This window comes from Rhodococcus sp. IC4_135 (assembly GCF_011602025.1).
Lineage (GTDB): Bacteria > Actinomycetota > Actinomycetes > Mycobacteriales > Mycobacteriaceae > Rhodococcus_F > Rhodococcus_F baikonurensis.
The window spans coordinates 439,648-464,294 of the sequence record NZ_JAAOLG010000003.1; the positions used below are offsets into that span (position 1 = coordinate 439,648).

Consider the following 24,647-nt stretch of genomic DNA (forward strand, 5'->3'; position numbering starts at 1 on the left):
CGTTCATGCCTCGGCCCCGCGTCCACGACCTCGACACACTGCTCGACGCTGCCGAAAAGCTTGCCGCCACTGCCGGGCCGAGCGCGGTCACGGTACGGGCGGTCTCCGACGCCACCGGTGTGTCCAACGGGGCGATCTATCACGCATTCGGCTCTCGCAGTGGACTGGTCGGTAGCTCGTGGCTGCGTGCCGCGCAACGATTTCTCGCGCTTCAGCAATCGAGAGTGGACGACGCTCTCGCGGACCCCTCGCCGACCTCCGCGGTTTCCGCCGTCGTCGCAGCTGCCGAAGTTCCGGCCGTCTTCGCGCTCGACTACCCACAATCCGCGTTGCTGCTGCTGACGATCCAGCGCGACGAACTGCTCGGCACCGACGTCCCAGCCGACATCGCCGAGAAACTCACACAACTCGACCGGTCTCTGGTCGACTTGTTCATCCGATTGTCGACCGCGCTCTGGGGTCGCACAGACGGCAGAGCCGTCGAGGCAATCGAGGCCTGTGTTGTCGGCCTGCCTACCGGGCTACTCATTCATCCCGCCGCACGCGCCGACGGTTGGCGAGTCCCCGACGCCGCAGCACGCGCGCGGTTGAATGCGGCGGTTCGCGCCGTTCTGAGTTTGGATCCACCACTCCCACAGTCCCGCAACAGGAAAGGCCCGTCATGACCGCAACTCTGCGCTTCGAAGACAAGATCGCCGTTCTCGATCTCGGCGAGGACGAGAATCGTTTCTCGCCGGATTGGCTCGATTCTGTCGACAAGCTGCTCGATCAGGCTCTGAGCGAAGGCGCACACGCTCTGGTCACCACGGCGACGGGCAAGTTCTACTCCAACGGACTCGACCTCGACTGGCTTGGCGCGAACGGCGACAAGGCGAAGTGGTATGTGCAGCAAGTCCAGTCGCTGTTCGCTCGGATGTTGACGTTCCCGATGCCTACCGTCGCTGCGATCAACGGCCACGCCTTCGGGGCCGGCGCAATGCTCGGCATCGCGCACGATTACCGCGTCATGCGCGATGATCGCGGTTACTACTGCTTCCCGGAGGTGGACATCAACATCCCGTTCACCGAAGGAATGGCAGCTCTCATCCAAGCCAAACTCAGCCCGGCGTCGGCAATCGTCGCCATGACCACGGGGCGGCGATACGGCGGAAGTGACGCATTCGCAGCCGGTTTGGTGGACTTCACCGCATCCGTCGATGCTTTGACCGCCAAGGCCATCGAAATGGTTGCACCGATCGGGCCGAAAAATCCGGGCACGCTGGGCGCGATCAAGTCGACGATGTTCGCGTCAGTGGTCACCGCTCTGAACACCGACAGCTAAGAGCGCTGGACTGCGTTCTCGCAGAGCCTCTTCCAGTTCATCGGCAACACTTTCGGCATCGCGACCTTCGGTGCTCAGAACCACGTCGACTCCACTGAGCGTCGGCATCGAACCGGCCAGCAGTTGTGACGCTTCCACCAGATCGTCCAACCCGGCCCAGCCGGCCGGTTCACGTTCGATGATTCTGGTGCGCAACGTATCCGGATCGGCCTCGAGGCGCGCCAACAGGTGCCCCTCGGCGCCGGTCGCGGCCAGCAGGGCACGCCCGTAGTCGTCGTCTTCGACAGTCGCCGTGAGGAAGAGGAGTTCATACCCCGCTTCCCGGTACGACGCGCACAGCATCCCGACGTGTGCGATTGCCCGTTCGGTCCCCAGCGGCGGGTAGCACCGCTCGAGTTCGTCCACCTCGATCATCGCGTTGCTCACCCCGACCTCGCCGAGTCGATCGTGAAGCGCGGTCAGCACGGAACTCTTCCCCGCGCCCGGCGGGCCTGTCAGCAGCAGTACGAACACGCCTCCACTATTCCAGAGGCGTGAGCATGTCCAGAGCCTTGTGCAGGCGCGGGGCGGCGAGAAGGCTGAAGAAGACAGCTTGACGTGTACAGCAGCCCTGATCGGAGCACAGCGATGACCACCACGATCACCGAAATCGCGCCGGACATCTACCGACTGTCGACCTTCGTGGACGAAGCCAACCTCACGATGAACCAGTTTCTCGTCGACGGCGAGGAACCCCTGCTCTTCCACACCGGGCAGCGCGCGTTGTTCACCTCGGCTTCCGACGCACTCTCCACGTTGATCGACATCGGCCGACTGAAATGGATCACGTTCGGTCACGTCGAGGCCGACGAGTGCGGATCAATGAACTCCTGGCTTGCGGCAGCCCCCGAAGCGCAAGTGGCACACGGCGCGATGGGGTGCTTCGTTCAGGTCAACGATCTGGCCGATCGTGCACCACTTCCCTTGCGGGACGGCGACGTACTCGAAACCGGCAGCCGCCGAGTTCGCCACATCGACACCCCGCACGTCCCACACGGGTGGGACGCGGGCCTGATGTTCGAGGAGACGACGGCCACTTTGTTCTGCGGAGATCTCTTCACCGCGTTCGGGCACCACCCCGCGACCACCGAGCACGAAATCGTCGGTCCCGCTTTGGAAGCCGAGGACTTGGGCCACGCCACCTGCCTCACCCCGGATCTCGAACCCACGATCCGTGCCCTGGCCGATCTCGAGCCGCGGATTCTGGCGACCATGCATGCACCGACGTACTACGGCGATTGCGTCACCACGCTTCACGACCTGGCCGACTCGTACGCAACACGTTTCGCAGCCGAAACCGAAAGATGGAAGTCAGACTAAAGCCTGCGCGTTCGACGTGATTCGCGCCGCCACGGACAGCGCAACATGCTCGTGGAACGGCCGCGCCACCACCTGCACTCCGATCGGTAAACCGTTGCGGGAGAGTCCTACCGGAACCACGACCGACGGAAGGCCGAGCACACTGATCGCCCGGCAACTCGCGAGCGCGTCCATCCACGTGAGTTCGCGACCGCCCACCTCGAAGCTCTCCACACCGAGCGGCGGAGCGAGCACCGACGCAACCGGCAGAATCAGGACGTCGCCCATCTCGTCGAGGAAGTCGGCGATCAACACCGCGCGATCCGCCCACAGCGCTTCCACCTCGGCTGAACTCCGATCACGGCCTGCCGCAAGCATGGCGGTGATGTCCGCGTCGAAAGAGTGCGCTGAACCTGCTGCGAGAGAGTGGATGTCCGCGTGGGTCTCGACCGATCGCAACGCACCGAAAAGCGCGTTGGCCCGCGACAGGGCCAGACCGTCGTACTCGCTCGCGTCCAGACTGCTCGCCACCGAGCGAACCGCCGACAGGATTTCGGCGTCGACGGGCATGGTTCCCTCGCCGGGTGCCCAGCGGATGTCGAGGTGTTCGACGTCGACCGAGTCCGGCTCGGTCCACGCGAGATGCGGCTTCGACAGGACGCGCAGCGCAAGCGTCGCATCACCGAGGTTGCGGGCCAGTGGGCCGATGGTCTGGATCGTGCCGTGCATCGTCGCGGGATTGGCGAGTACCCGTCCATCCGAAAGCACGCCGGGGTATTGCCCTTCTGGGTCGACACGGCCGAGCGTCGGGCGAACCGAAGTGAGGCTGGTGCAGTGTGCGGGCCAACGCACCGAGCCGCCAAAATCCGTACCGAGTCCGAGCACACTCATTCCGACAGCAACCGACGCGGACTCACCGCCACTCGATCCGCCGGGGGACCGGACGACGCCGTCCGGTCGCACCGGGCTGGCCGTGGTGCCGAACAGTTCGTTTCGAGTCAGCCCGCACGCGCCGAATTCCGGGGTGTTGGTCTTGCCGATCAGAATTGCGCCGGCAGCCTTGAACGCCGCAACGGCCGGTGCATCGACGGCCGGGACGTTGTCCGCCAGAGTGCGAGAACCGGCGGTGGTACGCACGCCGGCAGTAGCGATCAGGTCCTTGACCGTGAACGGAACCCCGGCAAGGGGACCGAGTGTCTCGCCGAGAAGGCGACGTTCGTCCAGGCTGTCGGCGGCCGCCAGAGCCTCTTCGGCGCACACGGTGACCAGCGCGTTGAGTTCGCCATTGCATTCGTCGACCCGTGCGAGATGGCCTTCGACGACCGTCCGCGCCGACGCCTGACCCGACCGCACGGCTTCGGCGATGGATCGGGCATCACTGCCCACCCAGCTCTCACGACTCATCGCATGCCTCTCCTCGCCCGACCCCTCTGCTGAGCGTAAAGACAGCAAGCAACGCGAGAAACGACCACATTGCACATACCGACGGCTCCGGCGATGTGAGGTTTTGCCACACATTGCGGCCGGAGGGATCGGTCAGTGCCTTGGTCGACGGGGACAGCGCTGCTGCGGAGGGAAACTAGGATGCCGATGTCAATGTGCGCCGACGTCGCTCCGTGGCGACAGCGAGTTCGCGGTAGCGATCGGGTTGAGGGTCATCGACCACACTGTTCGTGCCGCCGTCGAAGGTCTTTATCGAGCGAGCCTGCTGCCATGAGGACCAGCTGACAGAACCGACCTTGGCAAATTCCACCCACTCGTCGTTCATCACCGTCGCCAGGTGCGACGGGGCGCTGTCCCCGACCAACGTGCGACCCTGATCGAGCGTGTGGAATACGAACGGGAGGTCCACCGAGTGAGCTGCACCCAATTCCATCACGGGCGAGGGCCACGCGAATTCGTACACATACGTCAGCGAGCCTCGACGTGCTCTCGCTTCTGCGAGATCGATCATGGGTCCCCGAAGTGACAGGTCCGCCAGAACACCACCCAGGATCTCGCCTGGTTCCGATTCGGGAAATGAAACTTGATAGGCGGTGATCAACTCCGGCGAAAGACCTAGGGCTGTGGACGCCTCACCGAGTTGTCGTTTGTTCATCGTCACGAGCGGATCTCCCGGAGAGATCCACAATCGACGCTCGTCGGTGGTGACACCGATGAGGAGGTCGATACCGTCGGCGACTCCACCGCGGACGGCCTCCCACGGAATTTCGGGAACCATTCGCCCGTCGAGAGCAATCTGGAAGCTCGGCCCCCCAGTCATGGGCGATTCGTCCCCGACAACTCGCGTCTGTGCTGCCAGCAATGCATTGGGGCTGATGCGGGAAAAAGCTTCTCTCGTCGGCATTATGCCGATCTTGTGAGCTATGAGATCAGTGGTTTCCCGGACCGATTCCGTCGGCATGGCAACAAGAGGCCCACTCTGGATTATGGCGCGGCGCATCAGGCCTCGGGTCTCGGGGCTCGATACGAGCGCGGCAACCGCTGCACCTCCTGCCGACTGACCCATGACGGTAATCTGTGTCGGGTCCCCACCGAAGCTCGATATTTCCTCGACTATCCACGTCAAAGCGGCAGCCTGGTCCATGAGTCCCAGGTTCGTCAGCGCATCATCGAGGACGGAGAATCCTTCGATCCCGAGTCGATAGTTGATCGCGACGAACACGACTCCACTGCGGGCGAATCGCGTTCCGTCATACATTTCGAGAGCATTGGACCCGTGTGTGAGTGATCCACCGTGAATCCACAGCAGGACCGGCGCACCACCAGGTGGTGCGGTGCTCGGCGCCCAGATGTTCAGGTTGAGGATCTCGTCGCCCGGAATGATTCTTGTCGGGATCAGCTGTTCGAGACGGGGATCGTAGAGCGACTGAGGTGCCGTCGGCCCCATCACTGTTGCATCATGGGCGCGGTCCCACCGATCGTGCGGTTGGGCAGGGCGAAACCTGTTGGGGCCGAATGGCGGAGCAGCATAAGGTACACCGAGGAAGCGGTTGACCCCATTGGAGGTACGCTATACTACCTCGCCCGATCGTGTAGTGACACTGACCGGTCTGCGAGATCCTTCAGCCCTCATGGAGATTCCTTCCGTCTCTGGCGCCGAAAATATTTCGAACCAATCGCTTCGGGCGCCGGCTATAGCATTCGACAACGTATTCTCAGAGGCTCGTTGCCCGCTCACTTCGGGCGAACTCACGGCGACGCTCTCGCCGGGCCTTCTGCTCGACGGGATCTGCCACCGGTGCTGACATCTGCAGCTTCTGCGTGTACGGGTGCGCCGGCCGGTCTGAGACCTGCTCCGCGTCACCTACTTCGACTATCTCGCCGTTGAGCATCACCGCGATTCGGTGACTGACTGCGCGAACGACAGCGAGATCGTGAGTGATGAACAGGTAGGCAATCCCCTTTTCTTCCTGAATCTCGACGAGCAAATCCAAGACCTTTGCCTGGGTCGACAAGTCCAGCGCACTGGTGGGTTCGTCGCAGATCAGCACGCTCGGAGACAGGGCGAGTGCACGTGCGATCGCGATTCGCTGCCGCTGTCCACCGGAGAACTCGCGGGCGGTACGGGCGCCCGCGTCTGCCGGAAGATGCACCTGCTCCAGTAACGACCGCACCATTTCCCGGCCTGCCTTCTGCCCGCTCGCAAGCAAAGGTTCAGCGAGGATGTCCTCGATTGTCATCGACGGGTTGAGCGACGAATAGGGGTTCTGGAACACCACCTGGATGGAATTGGCGATGGAGCGTCGTTCCTTGCGACCCAAACGGCTGATGTCTCGGCTGCCCATGTGGATGGTCCCACCACTGACCGGAGCCAGTCCCAGGATCGCGCGGCCGAGAGTTGTCTTCCCTGAACCGGATTCACCGACCAATCCGACCGTCTCGCCCGCATGTAGGTCGAGCGAGACGTTCTTGATCACGTGAGCTTCCGGCGATCGGAAAGTTCGACCCGGGTAGCGGACATCGAGATCCCTGATCGACAACAGCGGGGTAGTTACGGTCGAGTCGCTCACGGCGCCACCTCGACTGACGTGGCCTCGAACGGGATCCGACTGGCAAACCGGTCAGGCATGGAGTCCAACAGCATTCGGGTGTATTCGTGCTCCGGTTCAGCGAACAATGTACGTACGTCACTGCTTTCCACTATGCGACCCTCCTTCATCACGCTCACACGATCACAAATATCTGCCACGACCCCGAAATTGTGCGTCACCAGAAGAACTCCGAAATCGCGCTCGTTCTGCAGATCACGAAGAAGGTCGAGGACGTCGGCTTGAACGGTGACATCCAGTGCCGTTGTCGGCTCGTCCGCCACGATGAGCTCGGGTTCACCGGCGAGGGCACCGGCGATCAGCACACGTTGAGCCATACCACCGGAGATCTGGTGCGGATACAGATCGAACATCCGACGTGGATCGTTGATTCCCACGCGTGCAAGGAGATCGAGCAACCGTGCGTGCGCATCATGTTTGCTGATGTCGGCGACAGCACGCAGGCCGTAGGTGAGTTGTTGCCCAACCGTGAAGGTGGGGTCCAGGTTGGTCATGGGCTCTTGCGGGATGTACGCGATACGCCGGCCACGCACCTTCTTCATCGCATTCGAATCATTGAGAATGTCCTGACCACGGAAGTACACGGATCCACCGACCACTGCGGCTTCCGGAGGAAGGATACCCAGAATCGAGTAGGCGATCTGAGACTTACCCGAGCCCGATTCACCGACCAGACCGTGTATTTCGCCGCTCCTCACCTCGAGATCGATGCCGTGAACCACAACACCGACCGTCTCATTCGACGAGGGGTACCCCAGTTCGAGTCCCTGGATCCGCAGCAGGACGTCGGATTTCGGCTTCGCGTCGGCAGGGAGCGCGGTTGACCGCTCACGGGTGCCCTCGCGCTCGGCCCGGATCTCTTTCACCTTCGACGCCGACAGAGCTGGATGGCGGGTGCCCGACGTTTCGAGTGTGTCGCGCAGTGTATTTCCGAGGATCACCAACGAGAGTGTGGTTGCACCGATGAGCAGGGCCGGCCAGACGACAGCGGTGCCGTTGTTGTAGATGTTCGCGAACGCTTCGTTGAGCATTCCACCCCAAGACGGTGTGTTGCTGTCTCCCAATCCGAGGAACTCCAGCCCCGCCTGAACCGAGATACCTGTCGCCAGAACGAATGAGCTCTGCACGATCAGTGGCCCACGGATCGAACGCAGGACATGCCGCGAAATTATCCTCCCGTCGGACAAGCCCGCGACTCTGGCGGCGTCGACGTACAACTCACTTCGGATACTCAGGACAAGGGAGCGGACCAGCCGGAAGAAGTTGGGGGCAATGAGCACGCCCAGAATCGCCATGGAGACAGTGATGTTCGGCCCCACGACGGTGTAGAGCGAGATGAGAAGAATGAGTCCCGGAAATGCCAGCACGATGTTCGACACCCAGTCGAGAACATCGTCGATCCGACCACCCCAGTAGCCTGCCACCAGGCCCGTCACGATGCCGATGCCGGCCGAGACGGCGAGAACCACGAGGCATGCCATCAAAGTGCCGGTCGTTGCGTACATCAAGCGGGAGAGAATGTCTCGACCCGAGCGGTCACCACCGAGCAGGAATTCCGTGTCGAACGGTGCCGCATTCGTCAGTTCGAGTTTGGCGAGATTGGGGTCGAACGGGGCAAGCAAGGGTGCGGCAACCCCGAAGATCACGATGGCGATGAAGACGACAAGCGAGCCCGCCGCCATCGGGTTCTTCAGAAGCCGTCGCCAAACCGACTTGTTTGTCGGCGCCGTCGATGCCGGACCGGCCGACATGATCGAATCAGTGCTCACGAAATCCTCACCTTCGGGTTGATCCAGCCGTTGAGCAGATCGGCGCAGACATTGACGACGATGACCACCAGCACGCTGAAAACGACACAACCCATGACGGCAGGAAGATCGCCGGTGATCGCCGCAGTCTGCGTCAACTGCCCGACGCCGGGCAAAACAAAGATTCTTTCGATCAGGACCGCTCCACCAACAAGTCCGATGGTCTGGAGAGAGAGAACTGTCAGTCCCGGACTGGCCGCATTTCGCAGTGCATGGCGAAGAACGATCGCCCGCTCGGATACGCCGCGCGAGCGAAGCGTGCGGATGTAGTCCTGCGAGAGAGTGTCGATGAGGGCGCCGCGAAACTGTTGCGCCGAACCTGCCACCAGGCCGACGAGTATCGCGGTCACGGGGAGCACCAGTGATGCAGCCCATTCGCCGGCATTCTCCTCGATCGGCACGTAACCGGTCGCAGGGAAGAGCGGGATCGCAATGGCGAAAGCAAAGACGAGAGCGATCGCAACGAGGAAGTTCGGAAGCGCGAGACCGCCGATCGAAAGGAACTGCAGGCCTTTGTCGACCCACCCGCCGAACACCGCCGCACAAACGCCGACGACCACGCTCAGGACCGCAGTCAGCAAGATGGCGAGCACGACCAGCGAGATCGTCACCGGTATACGCGTCGTCAACATGCTGCTGACGCTCTCCCCGGTGGCGAAGCTGGCACCGAGGTCCCCGGACAGCAAACCTTTGAGCCATTCCAAGTATTGAAGTACAACCGGACGATCGAGACCGAGTTGAGCCACGCGTGCGGCAACTTGTTCATCGGTTGCGGTCTCGCCCAGAGACTGACGCACACTGGCAGCTCCGTTGGAGAACACCATCATGAAGGTCAAAGCTGTTACTGCCAAGAAGAGTACGAGAGCGAAAAACAGTTTCCGCCCAAGGAAGTTCAACATATGGTGCCTCGGAATTCGTGATTTCGGAGTGCGGTCTGCCCAGCGTGATGCTTGTACGGGTGTATCCCGTGCGTGGTCGCCACTGTGCAGCGACCACGCACGGGCCGACTCACTTGAAGGTGTACAGATAGGGTGCAGAGTTTCCGGTCATCTTCTCTGCGGAGACGCCACCCTTGAACGCCCAGAAGCTTTCCGGGAAGGCCAGGACGCTGAACCAGGCCTGATCCGTTACGAACTCGTTGATCGACTGCACGATCTCTTTCTGCTTGTCCTCGGGGGCAACCTGCAGGTCGGCGATGAGTTGCGTGAGCTTCGGATCCTGAGTCTTGAAGACGTTCCAGATCGCGTTCGGAGCCAGTGAAGCATCGACGTCGGCTACTGGAGTGCCCGAGGGCAGCCCGAAGGGGATCACCGGGTAAACCCCCTTGAGGAACTTGTCGAGATACTGTGTCGCCGGGACGCTTTCGATATTCACATTGATACCGATCAGACCCAGCTGCTGCTTGATGATCGGGGAGAGCATGTCGGTACGTCCGGGGATCTCCGGGATCGTCAGATCGAAGCCGCCTGAGTATCCCGCCTCGTTCATGAGGTTCTTGGCGGCCTCAACGTCATAGGCCGATGCTGCAAGCAGGTCCGCTTTGTACGCGTCGCTGTTCGTGTTGAAGATCTGGTTGTTGACGACGCCGTGCCCTTGGTAGATAGCCTTGACGATCGCGTCACGGTCGAAGACCTTGTTCATGGCCTGGCGCACCCGGACATCCCCGAGCGCCGGAACTTGCTTGCCGTCGCGGTCCATGATGAACATGCCGTTCCAGTTGACGGCATTTCCCAGCAGCGTCAACCCTGCCGATTCAGCTTGGTCGGCATTCGCCGCCGAAACCGGGCCGGCATCGATCTGCCCGGATCGCAGAGCATTGAGACGCGCGGTCTCGTCTTCCATCACGCGGATGACGACGCGGTCGTACGGGTAAGCATCTGCATTCCAATAGTTCGGGTTGCGTTGGTAGACAAGCGAGGTTCCGCTGGTGCTCTCCTGGCTCACGAACGTGTACGGGCCACTTCCGACGGGATTGGTGGCGAGATCAGGCGATGCCAATGACGCCGGGCTCGCCAGGATGCCGGGCGCCCACGTCAGGAACTGTGCAAGCAACGCGTTAGGGCGTTCTGTCGACAGTTCGACAGTTCGATCGTCGAGAACTTCCACCTGGACCCCGGCCAGGCGTACCGAATCCGGTCCGGCGCTGTCCCGCATGTGTTCGAGTGAAGCCTTGGCAGCTGCGGCGTCGACTGCAGCGCCGTCCGTGAACGTCATCCCGTCCCTCAACTTCAAGGTGAGAGCGGTGCGATCCTCGTTGTATGAGAACGATTCAGCCGCGTTCGGCTCGATGGAGCCGTCGGGTGCGTATTTGAGAAGAGTGTCGTAAACCGGCTGCCACAGAACCACGCCCGTTCCGGCGCTGACTTGCTGTGCCGGATCCCAGGATCGAGGTGCCACGTCCACACCCAGTGTCAGTGTTCCTCCAGTCGAGTCCTTTTCGCTGCTCCCGCCACCGCAGGCTGCGACCAACATCGACGTTGCGGCAAGCACCGCAACCCCTTGAACGAGCCGCTTCAGCCTGCGCCTCGGCGCAGGCCGCCGTGGTCCGGAATCATCCGCACGGGTTCTCGACAACAATGTCCACCTCCGATTGCCCGGCGCGAACCGGAACTTTTGAAACGATCAATGTTGCCGAACAATACGTGTTCTGAGACACATTTGGCAAGATCTTGAACAAAATTCAATATTCGCCGTTCAAGCTGCATATTTGAAGCCCAGGAAGGCGGAAATTTCTTGACAGAAAGCACTATGGAGCGTTTCAATTATCCGGAAAAGTCACTCGCTCACACATCTCTTCGGCACGATCTGCCGCCGGCACTGCGCAGGACAGGACTTCCGTTGAACCCCATAACCGTTCCACCACGCTTTCCACTGCAGTGGCGTGGCCACTGGATCTCGCACCCGAACGGCGCACAGACAAATATCATCGTCGGTGCAATCCAACCGCCGCTACCGCCGCGTCCGTTTCATCGCGTGGAATTCTCCACCACAGTCGAACTGACGACTCCAGTCCCACACGCCCCGTGTCGGGTCAGCGCAGATTCACGATACGTACTCACAGTGGGCGGTGAAATCGTTGGACGCGGCCCCGTCAGATCACAGGCAGACCGCCTCCACTACGACGAGTACGACCTCGCAGAATTCCTGGCGCCCGGGACGAACCGCATCGAACTCCTGGTCACCTACTACGGACAGCCCAATCCACTCTGGGCACCCGCGCGTAGCGGGGCCGGCCTCGGCAATCAAGCAGTGGCGGTCTTCGAAGCCCGGATCGGTGACATCTGGGTGGCGACCGACGAGTCCTGGACTGCGCGCGAACTCGGCGAATGGAGTGCGCCGACCGATCTCGGCGCAGACGCTCGACTACCCCTCGAAGCGTTCGACGCCACCGCGGTGCCACGTGAGGACGTACCCGCACTCGTCCGGACGGTCAAGCACATGGGCGGGCTCGCCCGCTCGCAGCCACCGACGATGCCGTACGGACGCATGCTCCCCAGACCGATCGGCGCCCTCATCGAGAAGAATGTCCACGCGAAATCCATGTCGTCGGTCGATCAACTCGAAACCGATGTGCTCACGGCCGGGGCCCCGATTCGGCGGATCGGTGAGATATTCGAGCGTCACCAGCAATACCGAACACAGAACTACACCCCTGGCGATGTACTGACAGTGAAACCGCACAGTCCGGTGATCATCGAAGTCGACATGGGCGAAATAGTCGCCGGTCGGGTCAACTACCTGGTCGACTCGGAACACTCGGTGACCGTGCGGGTAGCACTTCTCGAGAAGGCATTCGGCTACGAAAGCGACTCGGGCGAAGCACACGTGGCCGGCAGTATGATGCGGTCCGAACCGGGCAAATCGAAGTTCGAGGCGATCGAGGTGAACGGATTTCGATACGCGCTGCTGCTCGTGGAATCAACAGAGCCGACACGATTCTCACTCGAGCAGTTCGACGTCGACGAATCTCTGTACGCACTCGCCGGTGACCACTTCTTCACCAGCGCGGACTCACAGATCAACGAGTTGTATCGGGCCGGACGTCGCACCGTCGAGTTGAACTCTCATGACGCCTTCATCGATTGTCCGACTCGCGAGCAGCGGGCATGGGCGGGCGACGCATACGTACATGCGATCACGCATTTGACGTGTTCGGACGACTGGCGGCTGGTACGGCGAAGCCTCGAACTCGGCGACTCACCCCGATCCGACGGTCTACTACCGATGGCCGCATCCGGCGATGTCGAATTCATCGACAACATCACGATTCCGGACTGGTCACTCTATTGGATCCACGGCTTGTCCCTGTACTACCGCTACTCCGGCGACACCGCCTTCGTTCATGCTCGAATACCGAGCGTCCAACGGATTCTTCGCTGGTTCCTCGCCTACAAAGTCGAGGACCGAAACCTGATCGGTCACCTGCCCGAGTGGGTACTCACCGACTGGTCGGCAGTCTTCCTCGACGGATGCAGTTCCATCGTGAACGGCTTACTCGGCCGGGCGCTGCTCGAGTTCTCCGAATTGAGCGAGGCAATCGGCAACAACGGCGATGCACGTTGGGCCCGTGACGAATACGACTCGCTGTGTATCGGTTTCGAAACATTCTGGGATGAGGAGCGCGGCGTCTACATCGACCATGTCGACGGAAAGAACGCACCGGATGCGTGTTCACAAATGGGTCAGGCTGCCGCTGTCGTCTCGGGATTTGCGCCGGTCGAACGCTATTCCGCACTGACGAAGGCACTTTCAGACGAGGATGCGACGGTATACCGCAACTGGATCGGTGGGGCCAGCGGTTACTCCAAGGAGCGACGGCTCATGCATCTGCAGGGCAGGCAGGAAATCGACTGGGACACAGGGACACAAATCACGCGAGCAGAACCGTTCGGCCAGGCGATGGTGCACGAGGCGTTAGGAAGGATGAACGCCATGGAGCCGCTTCTCACAAGCGTGCGCCATTGGAGTGAATTGCTGTGGGAGGGAAATTCGACCTTCGCAGAGTGCTGGGGATTCGGAACACCCTGCCACGGTTGGAGTTCCTCGCCGACTTCTGCACTGATAACCAATATCCTGGGGATTCGCCCAGCCGAACCCGGATACCGATCGGCAGTCGTCGCCCCTCGCTACGATCTACTGCCCGCGCTCTCGGGAAGCTGCCCCACCCCGTTCGGTGCAATCCGTTTGAAGTGCACCGAGTCGACGATTACCGTGCACAGCCCGGTCCCCGTCTCCTTCCGACGGCCTGGCGGTGACGTCGAAAGACTCGCGGCCGGATCCCACGAGCTGGCGCCGTAGGTTCGGTGACTACTGCGGGGTGCTGCTGGCCGATGAGGGCAAGCAGCACCCCGCTTCTTTCCGCCGACTACCCGTCGAGCGAATTCCTTTTCTGCACACGAGCATCGCGTAGAGCGCCGCGTCGCACCTTGCCTGCGTCGTCTCGCAACGGAGTCTCACTGAACTCCACCGAGCGAGGCAACTTGTAAGGCGCCAGGCGGTCTTTCAGATGTGCGAGAAGCTCGTCCGCGCCAGTTTCGTCTGCAACCTGAACGATCGCGTGGACGACGTTGCCGAGGTCCTCGTCGGGCAGTCCGATCGCAGCGCACGTCAGCACCGCCGGGTGTTCGGCGAGCGCAGCTTCGATCTCGGCCGGGTAGACGTTGGCTCCACCCACCAAGATCATGTCGCTCGTGCGATCGGTGAGATAGAGGAACTTGTCGTCGTCGAAATATCCCAGGTCGCCCAGGGATTCCCAATCGCCGTGAGTACGCGATTTTGCACCGACGTATCGATAGGTTTCAGGCGTGCCGGGTGCCCGACGCATCCACACCTCGCCGACCGTTCCACTCGGCAACTCGCGAAACTCTTCGTCCCGGATGGTCATTTCGCCAGACAGCACCGGCCCGACCGAACCCGGGTGAGTCAACCAGTTGACGCCGTCGATCATGCAGTTCGCCTGGGCTTCTGTGCCAGAATACAACTCGACGACCTTCTCCGGGCCTATCCAGTCGAGCCACCCACGTTTGACCACAGGCGGGCAGGGTGCCCCGACATGCAACACGGTTTCGAGCGTCGAAACATCGGCCGCACTGCGGATCTCGTCGGGAAGCCGCAGCATACGGCCCATCATCGTCGGGACCACGTAGAGCCAGGTGACGCCGAATCGGTCGATCGCGTGAAGGGTACGTTCAGCGTCGAATCGATCCATCAGCACCACGTGCTGCCCTTGTAACAAAGCCATCAGCGAGAACATGTTGGGCGCATTGTGGAACATCGGCGCCGTGTTGAGCATGACCCCGCCTGCCCTGAGTCGCAGAGCATCGGCACGACCGAGCACCGCTTCAGCGCTCGCTTCCTGCCCCGACACGATCAATTTCGGGCTTCCCGTACTTCCGCCTGAGGTCGGAGCTTTCCACGCCGGAGAGATCATGTCCGGCAACGGCTCAGCTGATTCGCCCGACACGTCTGCGCATGCGCTCATCCAAGCCCGTCCATCACCTGGCTCGAGTCCTACCACCAGCGACGGATTCGCGACTTCCAGTAGCCGGCTCAGCTCGTCGGCCGGCAGCCGGGCCGAGAGTGGTTGCGGAACAGCTCCGAGTTTCCATGCTGCGATGGATGATTCGATGTGACGCACACCGTTGGGCAGCGCGATGGATACCATCGAACCGGCAGTGACCCCCAGCGCTGCGAAGCGGCGTGCCAATTGATTCGTGCGGCGCTCCAGTTCACTGCGAGTGACGCTCTCGTGATCATCCGTCACAGCCAGTCGGTCCGGTGCCTCGAGTGCCAATGTCTGCAGTCGAGCAGGAAGTGATGTCGGTTCGTCGGTGCTCATGCCTCGCGCTTTCGAAGGTTGCATTATTTCGCAAGTGTGGTCAGTTCCGAGCTAGGTGAATCGCGATGTTTAATCGTTTCATTCGTTTCTTCGTGACAGTAGGCAGCGGCACCGGTCGAAGTCAAGGCTTGGCAGCCCCGATCGCCGGCGAGTCCTGACTCGCGCGAACGTGCGCAGGCCGTGTCGCAGAGTCGAAGCAGGTCCCAGCCCCACATTTACTTCCGATGCGCAGCAGGTGCACGTAGGATTTCCCGATACACGACCACACAGCGGTTCGGCGTTGCTGAATCATGCAGCCGCAAGGGCCTTGTAGGCTGGCTCAGTCCAGCGGACCGTACGCAATCGTTTCAATAGGAGTCTTGGTGACAGTGCACGACGGTCGGTCGTCTTCGAACCAGGTCATCGGCATGCGCGATGTCGCTGCGGCGGCAGGCGTCTCCATGGGCACGGTCTCCAATGTCCTCAACCGTCCGGAAATGGTCAGCGCCAAAACTAGGTCCCGGGTACAGGCAGCCATGTCCGAACTCGGCTTCGTCCGCAACGAATCTGCACGTCAGCTACGCGCGGGACACAGCAATACGCTTGCGTACGTCATGCTCGACGGCGCCAACCCCTTCTTCACCGACGTCGCCAAAGGCATCGAGGAAGCTGCCGAGGCCCATGACTTGTCGGTATTCCTCTGCAACAGCAACAACCGAGTCGAACGAGAACTGACTTACCTGAACCGGTTGGAACAACAACGAGTTCAAGGGGTACTCATCACGCCGATGGACCCGGAGGCCGCGATTCTCGACGAGTTACCCAAGCGCGGAACGCGTGTTGTCATCGTCGATCGACGTCGGGCACGCCCGACTCACTGCTCGGTGACGGTCGACGACGTCGAGGGCGGCGGGCTGGCCGTCGAGCATTTGCTCGAAATGGGCCATACCAGCATCGCATTCGTCGGCGGACCGCCTTCGATCGGACAGATCCGCGATCGACGGGAGGGCGCACTCAATGCCGTTGCGGAAGCCGGGCTCTCACCCGATCACCTGATCGAAATCGACACCGCAGGGCTGACAGTCTCAGAGGGAATCGGGGCAGGCGAGCGCATTCTCGGCCTCAGCGCGAAGAACCGCCCGACTGCGGTGTTCTGCGCCAACGACCTGTTGGCGCTCGGATTGCTTCAGCAATGTGTCGCCCTCGGAGTTCGAGTGCCGGACGATCTGGCCATCGTCGGCTACGACGACATCGAGTTCGCGGCAGCAGCAGCGGTGCCACTCACCTCGGTACGCCAGCCACGCAAACTCTTGGGCGAGACCGCGGCCAATCTCCTCTTTCGCGAGGTCGAGGACCCCGAACACGCCCATGAGCAGGTACTTTTCTCTCCCGAACTAGTCGTCCGTCGCTCGTCACGATCCACGAACTGACACGGGCTTACTACAGCCGCACCTCCGAGCGACTACTCCCTACTCAGACGCACTGGGGTTGACAGTTGTGGAGCCCATCACATAATTTGAATCGATTCAAACATTCTCGATTCAGTGGAGCGGCATGCCTACATTCAGTGAAATCTCGGAAGCGCTCGCGGACCAGTCCATCGAATTACCTTCGTGGGCGTTCGGTAACTCCGGAACTCGATTCAAAGTGTTCGGTTCCGCCGGCGCGCCTCGGGATCCCTACGAAAAACTCGCCGACGCGGCCAAGGTTCACGAACTGACCGGACTGGCACCGTCGGTCGCTCTGCACATTCCGTGGGATCTCGTCGACGACTTCGACAAGTTGGGCACCCACGCTGCCAACCTCGGAGTGCGACTGGGAACCGTCAATACCAACACATTTCAGGATGACGACTACAAGTTCGGCAGCCTCACACATGTCGACGAACGAGTACGTGCGAAGGCAATCGCACACATGCATCAGTGCATCGACATCATGGATGTCATCGGCAGTCGCGACTTGAAGATCTGGCTACCGGACGGCACCAACTATCCCGGGCAGGGCGACCTGCGTGATCGGCAGGACCGACTTGCCGATTCGCTACGCCAGGTCTACGACCGTTTGTCCGAGCATCAGCGACTTGTGCTCGAATACAAGTTCTTCGAACCCGCCTTCTACGCCACCGACGTCCCGGACTGGGGCACCTCGTACGCTCACAGCGTCGCCCTCGGCGAGCGCGCTTTCGTCTGCCTCGACACCGGACACCATGCACCTGGTACCAACATCGAATTCATCGTTGCTCAGTTACTGCGCCTCGGCCGTCTCGGCTCCTTCGATTTCAATTCGCGATTCTATGCGGACGACGACCTGATCGTCGGCGCTGCAGATCCATTTCAGTTGTTCCGCATCATGTTCGAGGTCATTCGTGGTGGTGGATACGGGCCCGACAGCGAAGTCGCATTCATGCTCGATCAGTGCCACAACGTCGAGGAAAAGATCCCCGGACAGATACGCTCGGTCCTCAACGTCCAGGAGATGACCACCCGGGCCTTGCTCGTCGACCGTGCCGCCCTCACCGAGGCGGAGAAACTCGGTGACGTGCTCGGCGCACACGAGATCTTCATGGATGCCTTCTACACCGACGTCCGTTCGGACCTGGCAGATTGGCGCGTATCTCGCGGTCTTCCCGCCGAACCCATGCAGGCATACCGCGAAAGCGGATATGCAGACCACATCAACTCCACCCGGACGGGTGGAATCCAAGCCGGTTGGGGAGCCTGAATCTCGCTATGACTGAATCGACGAACACCACTGTCGCGCAACTGCTTGCCCGTTCGAACAGGCTCGGATCGGATCCGAGGAACACGAACTACGCAGGTGGAAACACCTCGGCCAAGGGCCACGTCACGGATCCCGTCACCGGCGATACTGTCGAACTCCTGTGGGTGAAAGGGTCCGGTGGAGATCTCGGTACACTGACCGAAAACGGTTTGGCAACACTCCGGTTGGACCGGATGCGGTCTCTTGTCGACGTCTATCGCGGCGTCGACCACGAAGACGAGATGGTCGCCGCCTTCGACTACTGCTTGCACGGGAAGGGCGGCGCCGCGCCGTCGATCGACACCGCGATGCACGGTCTCGTCGGTGCCGCCCACGTCGATCATCTACATCCGGATTCCGGAATCGCCATTGCCACCGCCGCCGACGGGGAACAACTGACCAAGAACGTCTTCGGAGAGAAAGTCTTGTGGATTCCGTGGCGCCGACCGGGCTTTCAATTGGGACTCGACATCGCCGAGGTACACAAGACGCATCCTGAGGCGGTAGGCACCATCCTCGGCGGTCACGGAATCACCGCGTGGGGTGCATCCAGCGATGAAGCCGAAGCCAATTCTCGGTGGATCATCGAGACCGCTCAGCGGTATCTGGACGAGAACGGATCAGCCACACCGTTCGGCGAAACGGTCGACGGTTTCACACCGCTGCCCGTCGACGAAAGGCGCGCGCGGGCCGCCGCTCTCGCCCCGCATCTGAGAAGGATCGCATCCCGCGACCGGCCCATGGTCGGGCACTTCAGTGATGCCGACGTCGTACTCGAATTCCTTGCCTCCGAAAAGCTTGCACCACTTGCAGAATTGGGAACCTCATGCCCTGATCACTTCCTGCGGACCAAGGTCAAGCCGCTCGTTCTCGAGCTCCCGACTTCGGCGACGATCGACCAGTACATCGCCCGTCTGACCGAGCTCCACGAGGCATATCGCAAGGATTATCTGGCCTACTACAACCGCCATGCGACCGCGGATACTCCTCCCGTCCGCGGAGCCGACCCGGCGATCATTCTCGTTCCCGGCGTCGGAATGTTCTCCTACGGCAAGGACAAACAAACTGCACGCGTCGCCGGTGAGTTCTACACCAACGCCGTCAACGTCATGCGGGGTGCCGAGTCCGTGTCCACCTACGCGCCTATCGACGAGAGCGAGAAGTTCCGGATCGAGTACTGGGCGTTGGAAGAGGCGAAGCTTCAACGGATGCCGGCACCACGTTCGCATGCCTCCCGCATCGCGTTGGTGACAGGTGCTGCGAGTGGAATCGGACGAGCGATTGCGACTCGTCTGGCAGCCCAGGGCGCATGCGTGGTGATCGCCGATCTCGACGGCGAGAAGGCCAGAGCTGCTGCGGAGGCTATCGGCAACACGGACGTCGCGATCGGCGTGCAGGCCGACGTCACCGACAGCGCCCAAGTCCACGCTGCCGTGGACGCTGCACTCCTGGCCTTCGGTGGCCTGGATCTACTGGTGAACAATGCCGGACTGTCGATTTCGAAACCACTTCTCGACACCACCGAGCAGGATTGGGATCTGCAGCACGACGTGATGGCCAAAGGCAGCTTTCTCGTGGCGCAGGCCGGGGCGAAGGCGATGATCGATCAGGGCCTCGGCGGCGACATCGTCTATATTTCGTCGAAGAACTCGGTGTTCGCCGGGCCGAACAACATCGCGTACAGCGCGGTCAAAGCCGATCAGGCCCACCAGGTTCGCTTGCTCGCTGCCGAACTCGGCGAGCACGGCATCAAAGTCAACGGCATCAATCCCGACGGAGTTGTGCGTGGATCCGGAATCTTCGCCGGCGGCTGGGGCGCCAAGCGAGCTGCTGTGTACGGAGTCGACGAGGAGAAGCTGGGTGAGTTCTACGCGCAGCGAACCCTTCTCAAGCGTGAAGTCCTTCCGGAACACGTCGCCAACGCCGCCGCGATGATCACATCAGACGAGTTCAGTCACACCACCGGATTGCACATCCCGGTCGATGCCGGCGTCGCTGCCGCGTTTCTCCGGTAGACCGGTGACGGCCAGAATCTTCGCAGCGGTCGACATAGGGGCTTCGAGTGGTCGAGTGATCGCCGGCGTGATCGACGCAGGCACTACTACACTGCACGTCGTTCATCGTTTCGCCAACGGCGCGAGCGCGGTGGACAGGCACCTACGCTGGAGCCTCACTGATCTCTACGGTGAGGTGCTCGCCGGTCTGCGCGCTCTCGCTGCATCCTTTCCGAGCGTCGAGTCGATCGGAATCGACACCTGGGCTGTCGACTACGGCCTACTCGACGCGAACGGAAACTTGCTGTCCGAACCGATTTCTTACCGCGACAACCGAACTGACGCCGTGATCGACGATGTGCACGCACGCGTGGATCCGCAGGCGATGTACACCGTCAACGGGTTGCAGTTCCTACCGTTCAACACCGTCTACCAACTTGCCGCCGAACAGCGATCGCCCGACTGGGGGCGAGCAGCACACATCGTGCTCATACCCGACTTGTTGGCGTACTGGCTCACCGGAGAACTTCGTACCGAATCGACGAACGCATCGACAACCGGTCTACTCGACGTGCACACCGGCCGGTGGGCAACGGAGTTGTTCGAGAATCTCGGTATTTCAGAGAAGCTTTTCCCGACACTCGACCAACCAGGTTCGCAACGAGGCACGATTCGGCCCGAAGTTGTTCGGTTCACCGGACTTTCACCGTCCACGGTCGTGACGACCGTCGGCTCGCACGACACTGCATCCGCAGTGGTCGCGGTTCCCGCCTCCGGCACGCGATTCGCGTACATTTCGAGCGGCACCTGGTCGTTGGCTGGTCTCGAACTCGCACGCCCGGTAGTCACCGAAGACGCACGCCGCGCTAATTTCACGAACGAACGAGGCGTGGACGGGCGAACGCGATTCCTGCGCAACGTCGGCGGGCTGTGGCTGCTTCAGGAGTCCCTACGATCGTGGGCTCGAGAGGGTAGGCAGTTGGAGCTGCACCAACTGCTCGAAGAAGCGAGAGGGGTGGGTCCGTCAACGAAACGAATCGACGTCGACGACGTGAAGTTCATCGCGCCGGGCGACATGCCTGCACGGATCAGCGACGCCGCGGGGCTGTCGACGTCGGCAACGCCGGCCGAGGTGACTCGCTGCATTCTCGACTCACTGGCAAGCGCGTACCGACACACTGTGCACACAGCCGGAGAACTCGCCGGAGCGAAAGTCGAGACGATTGCAATCGTCGGCGGGGGCTCGCAGAATTCGCTGCTCTGCCAGCTCACCGCCGACGAATCAGGTCTCCCTGTCACTGCTGGGCCCGTCGAGGCAACGGCGCTGGGAAACATCCTGGTACAAGCTCGTTCTCGCGGAGCAGCACCGTCGTCGCTGGAGGAGATCCGCGCAAAGATCGCACACACGCACCGAATCCGACGCTACGAGCCTCGATAGGAGATCGATGCGCAGGAATGCTCCATCGCCGCCTTCTTCCCTGGGGCCACTCCACCGGGCACCACCGGAGAAATATTGCGTCGAGCGTTCGCTTACCGAGAGGTGAGTAGCGATCACCGACCCTCACGGAGGCCCGCGATTCCGTTCGGCTGCGAGAAAGAGCGGGTGTCCCTGGCCCGTCGACTACGCTGGACGTTCCGTCGAGAATTGTCGACAGATGCCGTGAGTCGAAGCGTGGATCGGTTCATTGAGAAAGTGGATCGGTTCATTGAGAAAGGTGGCCCCAGTGGCACGTGCCAGGGAAACAACCGCACGCGGGGGAGGGCGTCGTCGGGGACCGAGCAAAGGCGATCGAACAGAGGCCGCGATTCTCGACGTTGCGTGGGGCCTGCTACCGGAAAAGCCGTTGTCGTCGATCACTATCTCCGACTTGGCCCAAGGTGCCGGGATATCGCGGTCCTCCTTCTACTTTTACTTCGAATCGAAAGACGCGGTTGTCCTCGCCCTCGCGCAGCGCGTCGGTGAGGACATCCGAGCCAAGATCGGGGGATTCAACACCAGCGCCGACGGCGAGATACCCGACATTCGTGCAGGTATCGAGGGATATCTGATGCGATGGCGCGAGTTGGGTCCGGTGCTACGTGCAATGGCAGTGCTCGTGGAGTCCGACGAATCGTTACGAAAGTTCTGGGACGGTATTACGAACGAGATTCTGACGGAAGTCGCTTCATCGATCGAGCGCGCTCAGAAGGCCGGGACCGCAAGTCCACCACCACCAGCGCCGGAGGATCTAGCGCACGCCCTGTTCGCGATGCTCTGGCACACAGCCCACGAATTCTCCCTCGGATCGCCGACTCCGGACGAACAACGCAGGCTGGTCGACACGCTCACGACAGTTTTCCAGAGAACACTCGGGCTGCCTCAGCCTGACCAGCCGGAAAAATAGTCGACAGACTGTTGATTTTTATCGACACACTTTCTACTGTGGAGTTCCGTCGTCTTCGCGGCGGTGCCGAACCACGAAAGGGTCGACCATGCCCGCCCGAAACACCGGCCTCCACGCATCACTGAGTCGACGCAGCATCCTGATCGGAGGGGCGGTCGCGGCGGCCGGCACCGTCTTCGGCCTCGGCGCTCCCCGTGCGTCCGCAGAGCCGGGGTGGCCATCGTCGCCTCTCGACGCAGGAGCGGCTACAGACGTCGACCCGACGCAGTTCATCTCCGAAGACCAATTCCGAGCGTGGGGGCAGGAATTGGACGACATCGGCCTCAGGGCCACAGGCTCGCCGGCGCACGAAGCGTACGTGCAGAGGCTCGCAGAACAATTGCAGACAGCAGGGGTCTCCGATGTCCATCTCGAAGGTGTGCCGCTGAAGCGGTGGCTGGCAACCAACTGGGCCCTTTCCGTCGACGGCACACCGTTTCCGGCACCGTCGTACGTGCCGTACAGCGGCGCCACCGGCCCTGGTGGCGTATCGGGACAATTGGTCTATCTGAACGACTTGTCATTTGCCAATCCAGCGGGGCTTCCAAGGCTCGACGGCAAGATCGTCGTCTACGACGTACCACTGACACCCCTGCCGATAGTGGCGTTCAAAGCCCTGCAGTATCCCGGGTCGTTGTACGACCCTCGTGGCGAATTGTCCGACCTGGACCTGTACCGGCGCCCCTGGTTCAACGGAGTTCCCGACCGACTCGAGCAACTAAAGAATCTCGGCGCAGCCGGATCGATCGGAATTCTCGATCTGAACGAGCACTGGGCAACCGGCCAATATTTCCCCTACGACGGCGTGTTTCGCGACTTCCCCAGCCTCTACGTCGACCGTGACACCGGTACCGAACTGAAGACGCGCGCTGCCGGCACCGCCACCCTGGTCCTCGAAGCCGATGTCGCCGAGGTGACCACGAACAACGTGATCGGCTTCATCCCTGGGATGTCCGAGGAACTGACCGTTCTTCACACCCACACCGACGGCACTAACGGCCTGGAGGAAAACGGTCAATACGGAATCCTTTCCGCTGCACAATATCTCACTCGACTGCCCAAGACCTCGATACCTCGCACCATCATGATCGTGCTCGCCACGGGACACTTCGCCGACGGCATCGGAACCCTCGGTTTCCTCGCCCGTCACATCGACGACCTGGTTCCACGAATGACCGCAGTCATCACCGTCGAGCATCTCGGCGCCCTCGAATATCTCCCCACAGCTGACGGCGACGTCAAGCCCACCGGCAGATACGAACCCGGTATCACCTTCTCGTCCAGCGGCGGAGCACTGGCGGATGCTGCTGCCGCCATGCTCCGCAGGGCAGATGCAGGTCCATCCGGCGTAGCGCGCCCATTCCTTCCGAACAAGTTCGCCAAACCCACCAGCCCTATCTTCACACACCCCGAACTGGCCCCTTTACAGGCGATAGACCGGCCACCGCTCTACTTCCCCGGTGAGGGTACGTACATGTACAGCCTGGGCAACATTCCGGATTCGAACTACATCACCGGCCCCTACTACCTGCTCAACGCAGGGATGCCCACGGTCGACAAAATCGACTTCGGTCGCATGCGCGCCATGTCGATGGCCCTGGTGAACCAAACACTCGAAGTTGCCGCGGGTGAACGATTCTCCACAGGGTCGTCCGAATCGTGATCGCTCGATGGGCAGTTGCGACGCTCGTTGTCGTGGCGGTACTGACGGGAACCGGGTCTGCGCAGTCCGAACCGTTGCCGCTTGGCAATGCCGTTGTCGACGGTCCCATTCCGAGCCGCGCCGTCGGTAGCCAGTCGCGAGACTATCCGTTCGGCGCGTCGATACCGGATATCGCCGATCGAGGCTACACAGAGGAGGAATTCTTCTTCTCCGGTGAAACCCTTGCAGGGCCGTATACTTCGCGAATGTTGGTGCGCCGACCGACTGACCCGGAGAAGTTCAGCGGCACGGTGGTCACCGAATGGACGAACGTCTCCAACAACTTCGACTTCGACTGCCTGTGGGCGCGCTCAGCGGATCATCTGATTCACTCCGGCGACGCCTACGTCGCCGGAGTGAATCAGATGATCCGCTGAGCGCGCCCACAGGCAGTCGAAGTCGAAGTTGTTGGAGACGTTCGTCCATTCGGTG

The 24,647-nt window shown here is 61.5% G+C and carries 18 protein-coding genes and 1 pseudogene; 11 read left to right on the forward strand and 8 right to left on the reverse strand.

Annotated elements, in window-relative coordinates; all coding sequences use genetic code 11:
* Nucleotides 1–5: 5 nt before the first annotated feature.
* Complete coding sequence (locus tag G8767_RS10130) at nucleotides 6–665, forward strand: helix-turn-helix domain-containing protein (protein ID WP_166810057.1); 660 nt, start codon at nucleotides 6–8, stop codon at nucleotides 663–665.
* Nucleotides 662–1,321, forward strand: coding sequence for an enoyl-CoA hydratase-related protein (locus G8767_RS10135; protein WP_166810058.1), 660 nt, complete (start codon nucleotides 662–664; stop codon nucleotides 1,319–1,321). The genes G8767_RS10130 and G8767_RS10135 overlap by 4 nt, the downstream gene beginning before the upstream one ends.
* Here G8767_RS10135 and G8767_RS10140 read toward each other — a convergent pair.
* Complete coding sequence (locus G8767_RS10140; RefSeq protein WP_166810059.1) at nucleotides 1,289–1,834, reverse strand: hypothetical protein; 546 nt, start codon at nucleotides 1,832–1,834, stop codon at nucleotides 1,289–1,291. The two genes, G8767_RS10135 and G8767_RS10140, sit on opposite strands and share 33 nt — an antisense overlap.
* Before the next feature lie 114 nt (nucleotides 1,835–1,948).
* Between G8767_RS10140 and G8767_RS10145 the strand changes: the two genes are divergently transcribed.
* Complete coding sequence (locus G8767_RS10145; protein WP_166810060.1) at nucleotides 1,949–2,680, forward strand: MBL fold metallo-hydrolase; 732 nt, start codon at nucleotides 1,949–1,951, stop codon at nucleotides 2,678–2,680.
* Here G8767_RS10145 and G8767_RS10150 read toward each other — a convergent pair.
* The 6 genes and pseudogenes from G8767_RS10150 to G8767_RS10175 form a co-directional block, all read right to left on the reverse strand.
* The gene (locus tag G8767_RS10150) at nucleotides 2,672–4,063 is read right to left on the reverse strand and encodes an amidase (protein ID WP_166810061.1); all 1,392 of its coding nucleotides are present in this window, start codon (nucleotides 4,061–4,063) and stop codon (nucleotides 2,672–2,674) included. The genes G8767_RS10145 and G8767_RS10150 overlap by 9 nt on opposite strands.
* A 175-nt stretch (nucleotides 4,064–4,238) precedes the next feature.
* Nucleotides 4,239–5,651 (reverse strand): annotated as a pseudogene (locus G8767_RS10155) (carboxylesterase family protein); the annotation flags it as partial.
* Between the two features lie 166 nt (nucleotides 5,652–5,817).
* A complete protein-coding gene (locus G8767_RS10160; protein WP_166810062.1) occupies nucleotides 5,818–6,672 on the reverse strand; it encodes an ATP-binding cassette domain-containing protein in 855 nt (284 codons plus the stop codon).
* Nucleotides 6,669–8,480: a dipeptide/oligopeptide/nickel ABC transporter permease/ATP-binding protein gene (locus G8767_RS10165; protein WP_206029138.1), complete on the reverse strand. Its 1,812-nt coding sequence runs from the start codon at nucleotides 8,478–8,480 to the stop codon at nucleotides 6,669–6,671. The genes G8767_RS10160 and G8767_RS10165 overlap by 4 nt, the downstream gene beginning before the upstream one ends.
* Nucleotides 8,477–9,418, reverse strand: a complete 942-nt coding sequence (locus G8767_RS10170) for an ABC transporter permease (RefSeq protein ID WP_166810063.1) — start codon at nucleotides 9,416–9,418, stop codon at nucleotides 8,477–8,479. The genes G8767_RS10165 and G8767_RS10170 overlap by 4 nt, the downstream gene beginning before the upstream one ends.
* A 109-nt stretch (nucleotides 9,419–9,527) precedes the next feature.
* Nucleotides 9,528–11,009, reverse strand: a complete 1,482-nt coding sequence (locus G8767_RS10175; RefSeq protein ID WP_166810064.1) for an ABC transporter substrate-binding protein — start codon at nucleotides 11,007–11,009, stop codon at nucleotides 9,528–9,530.
* 570 nt (nucleotides 11,010–11,579) lie between these two features.
* Here G8767_RS10175 and G8767_RS10180 point away from each other — a divergent pair.
* Nucleotides 11,580–13,817, forward strand: a complete 2,238-nt coding sequence (locus tag G8767_RS10180) for a hypothetical protein (protein WP_166810065.1) — start codon at nucleotides 11,580–11,582, stop codon at nucleotides 13,815–13,817.
* A gap of 67 nt (nucleotides 13,818–13,884) precedes the next feature.
* Here the strand turns inward: G8767_RS10180 and G8767_RS10185 are convergent, their stop codons facing one another.
* On the reverse strand, nucleotides 13,885–15,357 hold the full coding sequence (locus G8767_RS10185; RefSeq protein WP_166810066.1) for an AMP-binding protein: 1,473 nt from the start codon (nucleotides 15,355–15,357) through the stop codon (nucleotides 13,885–13,887).
* A gap of 407 nt (nucleotides 15,358–15,764) precedes the next feature.
* Between G8767_RS10185 and G8767_RS10190 the strand changes: the two genes are divergently transcribed.
* The 7 genes from G8767_RS10190 (at nucleotide 15,765) to G8767_RS10220 (ending at nucleotide 24,592) form a co-directional block, all read left to right on the forward strand.
* The gene (locus tag G8767_RS10190; RefSeq protein ID WP_166810096.1) at nucleotides 15,765–16,766 is read left to right on the forward strand and encodes a LacI family DNA-binding transcriptional regulator; all 1,002 of its coding nucleotides are present in this window, start codon (nucleotides 15,765–15,767) and stop codon (nucleotides 16,764–16,766) included.
* A gap of 124 nt (nucleotides 16,767–16,890) precedes the next feature.
* Entirely contained in the window at nucleotides 16,891–18,057 is a 1,167-nt protein-coding gene (gene rhaI / locus G8767_RS10195) for an L-rhamnose isomerase (RefSeq protein ID WP_030003070.1), read from the forward strand.
* An 8-nt stretch (nucleotides 18,058–18,065) separates the two neighbouring features.
* Nucleotides 18,066–20,111, forward strand: coding sequence for a bifunctional aldolase/short-chain dehydrogenase (locus G8767_RS10200; protein ID WP_166810067.1), 2,046 nt, complete (start codon nucleotides 18,066–18,068; stop codon nucleotides 20,109–20,111).
* Between the two features lie 4 nt (nucleotides 20,112–20,115).
* On the forward strand, nucleotides 20,116–21,528 hold the full coding sequence (locus G8767_RS10205) for a rhamnulokinase family protein (protein ID WP_166810068.1): 1,413 nt from the start codon (nucleotides 20,116–20,118) through the stop codon (nucleotides 21,526–21,528).
* A gap of 286 nt (nucleotides 21,529–21,814) precedes the next feature.
* Nucleotides 21,815–22,474 (forward strand): TetR/AcrR family transcriptional regulator, encoded by a 660-nt coding sequence (locus G8767_RS10210; protein ID WP_166810069.1) that lies wholly within the window; start codon nucleotides 21,815–21,817, stop codon nucleotides 22,472–22,474.
* 88 nt (nucleotides 22,475–22,562) lie between these two features.
* A complete protein-coding gene (locus G8767_RS10215) occupies nucleotides 22,563–24,176 on the forward strand; it encodes a PA domain protein (RefSeq protein ID WP_166810070.1) in 1,614 nt (537 codons plus the stop codon).
* The gene (locus G8767_RS10220) at nucleotides 24,173–24,592 is read left to right on the forward strand and encodes an alpha/beta hydrolase domain-containing protein (RefSeq protein ID WP_166810071.1); all 420 of its coding nucleotides are present in this window, start codon (nucleotides 24,173–24,175) and stop codon (nucleotides 24,590–24,592) included. The genes G8767_RS10215 and G8767_RS10220 overlap by 4 nt, the downstream gene beginning before the upstream one ends.
* Nucleotides 24,593–24,647 lie beyond the last annotated feature (55 nt).

What these genes read in the sequence shown, in the direction of transcription:
- G8767_RS10185 (WP_166810066.1), bottom strand. Translation starts at nt 15,357, where the DNA reads ATGAGCACCGACGAACCGACATCACTTCCTGCTCGACTGCAGACATTG.
- G8767_RS10135 (WP_166810058.1), top strand. Translation starts at nt 662, where the DNA reads ATGACCGCAACTCTGCGCTTCGAAGACAAGATCGCCGTTCTCGATCTC.
- G8767_RS10150 (WP_166810061.1), bottom strand. Translation starts at nt 4,063, where the DNA reads ATGAGTCGTGAGAGCTGGGTGGGCAGTGATGCCCGATCCATCGCCGAA.
- G8767_RS10190 (WP_166810096.1), top strand. Translation starts at nt 15,765, where the DNA reads ATGCGCGATGTCGCTGCGGCGGCAGGCGTCTCCATGGGCACGGTCTCC.
- rhaI (WP_030003070.1), top strand. Translation starts at nt 16,891, where the DNA reads ATGCCTACATTCAGTGAAATCTCGGAAGCGCTCGCGGACCAGTCCATC.
- G8767_RS10200 (WP_166810067.1), top strand. Translation starts at nt 18,066, where the DNA reads ATGACTGAATCGACGAACACCACTGTCGCGCAACTGCTTGCCCGTTCG.
- G8767_RS10215 (WP_166810070.1), top strand. Translation starts at nt 22,563, where the DNA reads ATGCCCGCCCGAAACACCGGCCTCCACGCATCACTGAGTCGACGCAGC.
- G8767_RS10130 (WP_166810057.1), top strand. Translation starts at nt 6, where the DNA reads ATGCCTCGGCCCCGCGTCCACGACCTCGACACACTGCTCGACGCTGCC.
- G8767_RS10145 (WP_166810060.1), top strand. Translation starts at nt 1,949, where the DNA reads ATGACCACCACGATCACCGAAATCGCGCCGGACATCTACCGACTGTCG.
- G8767_RS10170 (WP_166810063.1), bottom strand. Translation starts at nt 9,418, where the DNA reads ATGTTGAACTTCCTTGGGCGGAAACTGTTTTTCGCTCTCGTACTCTTC.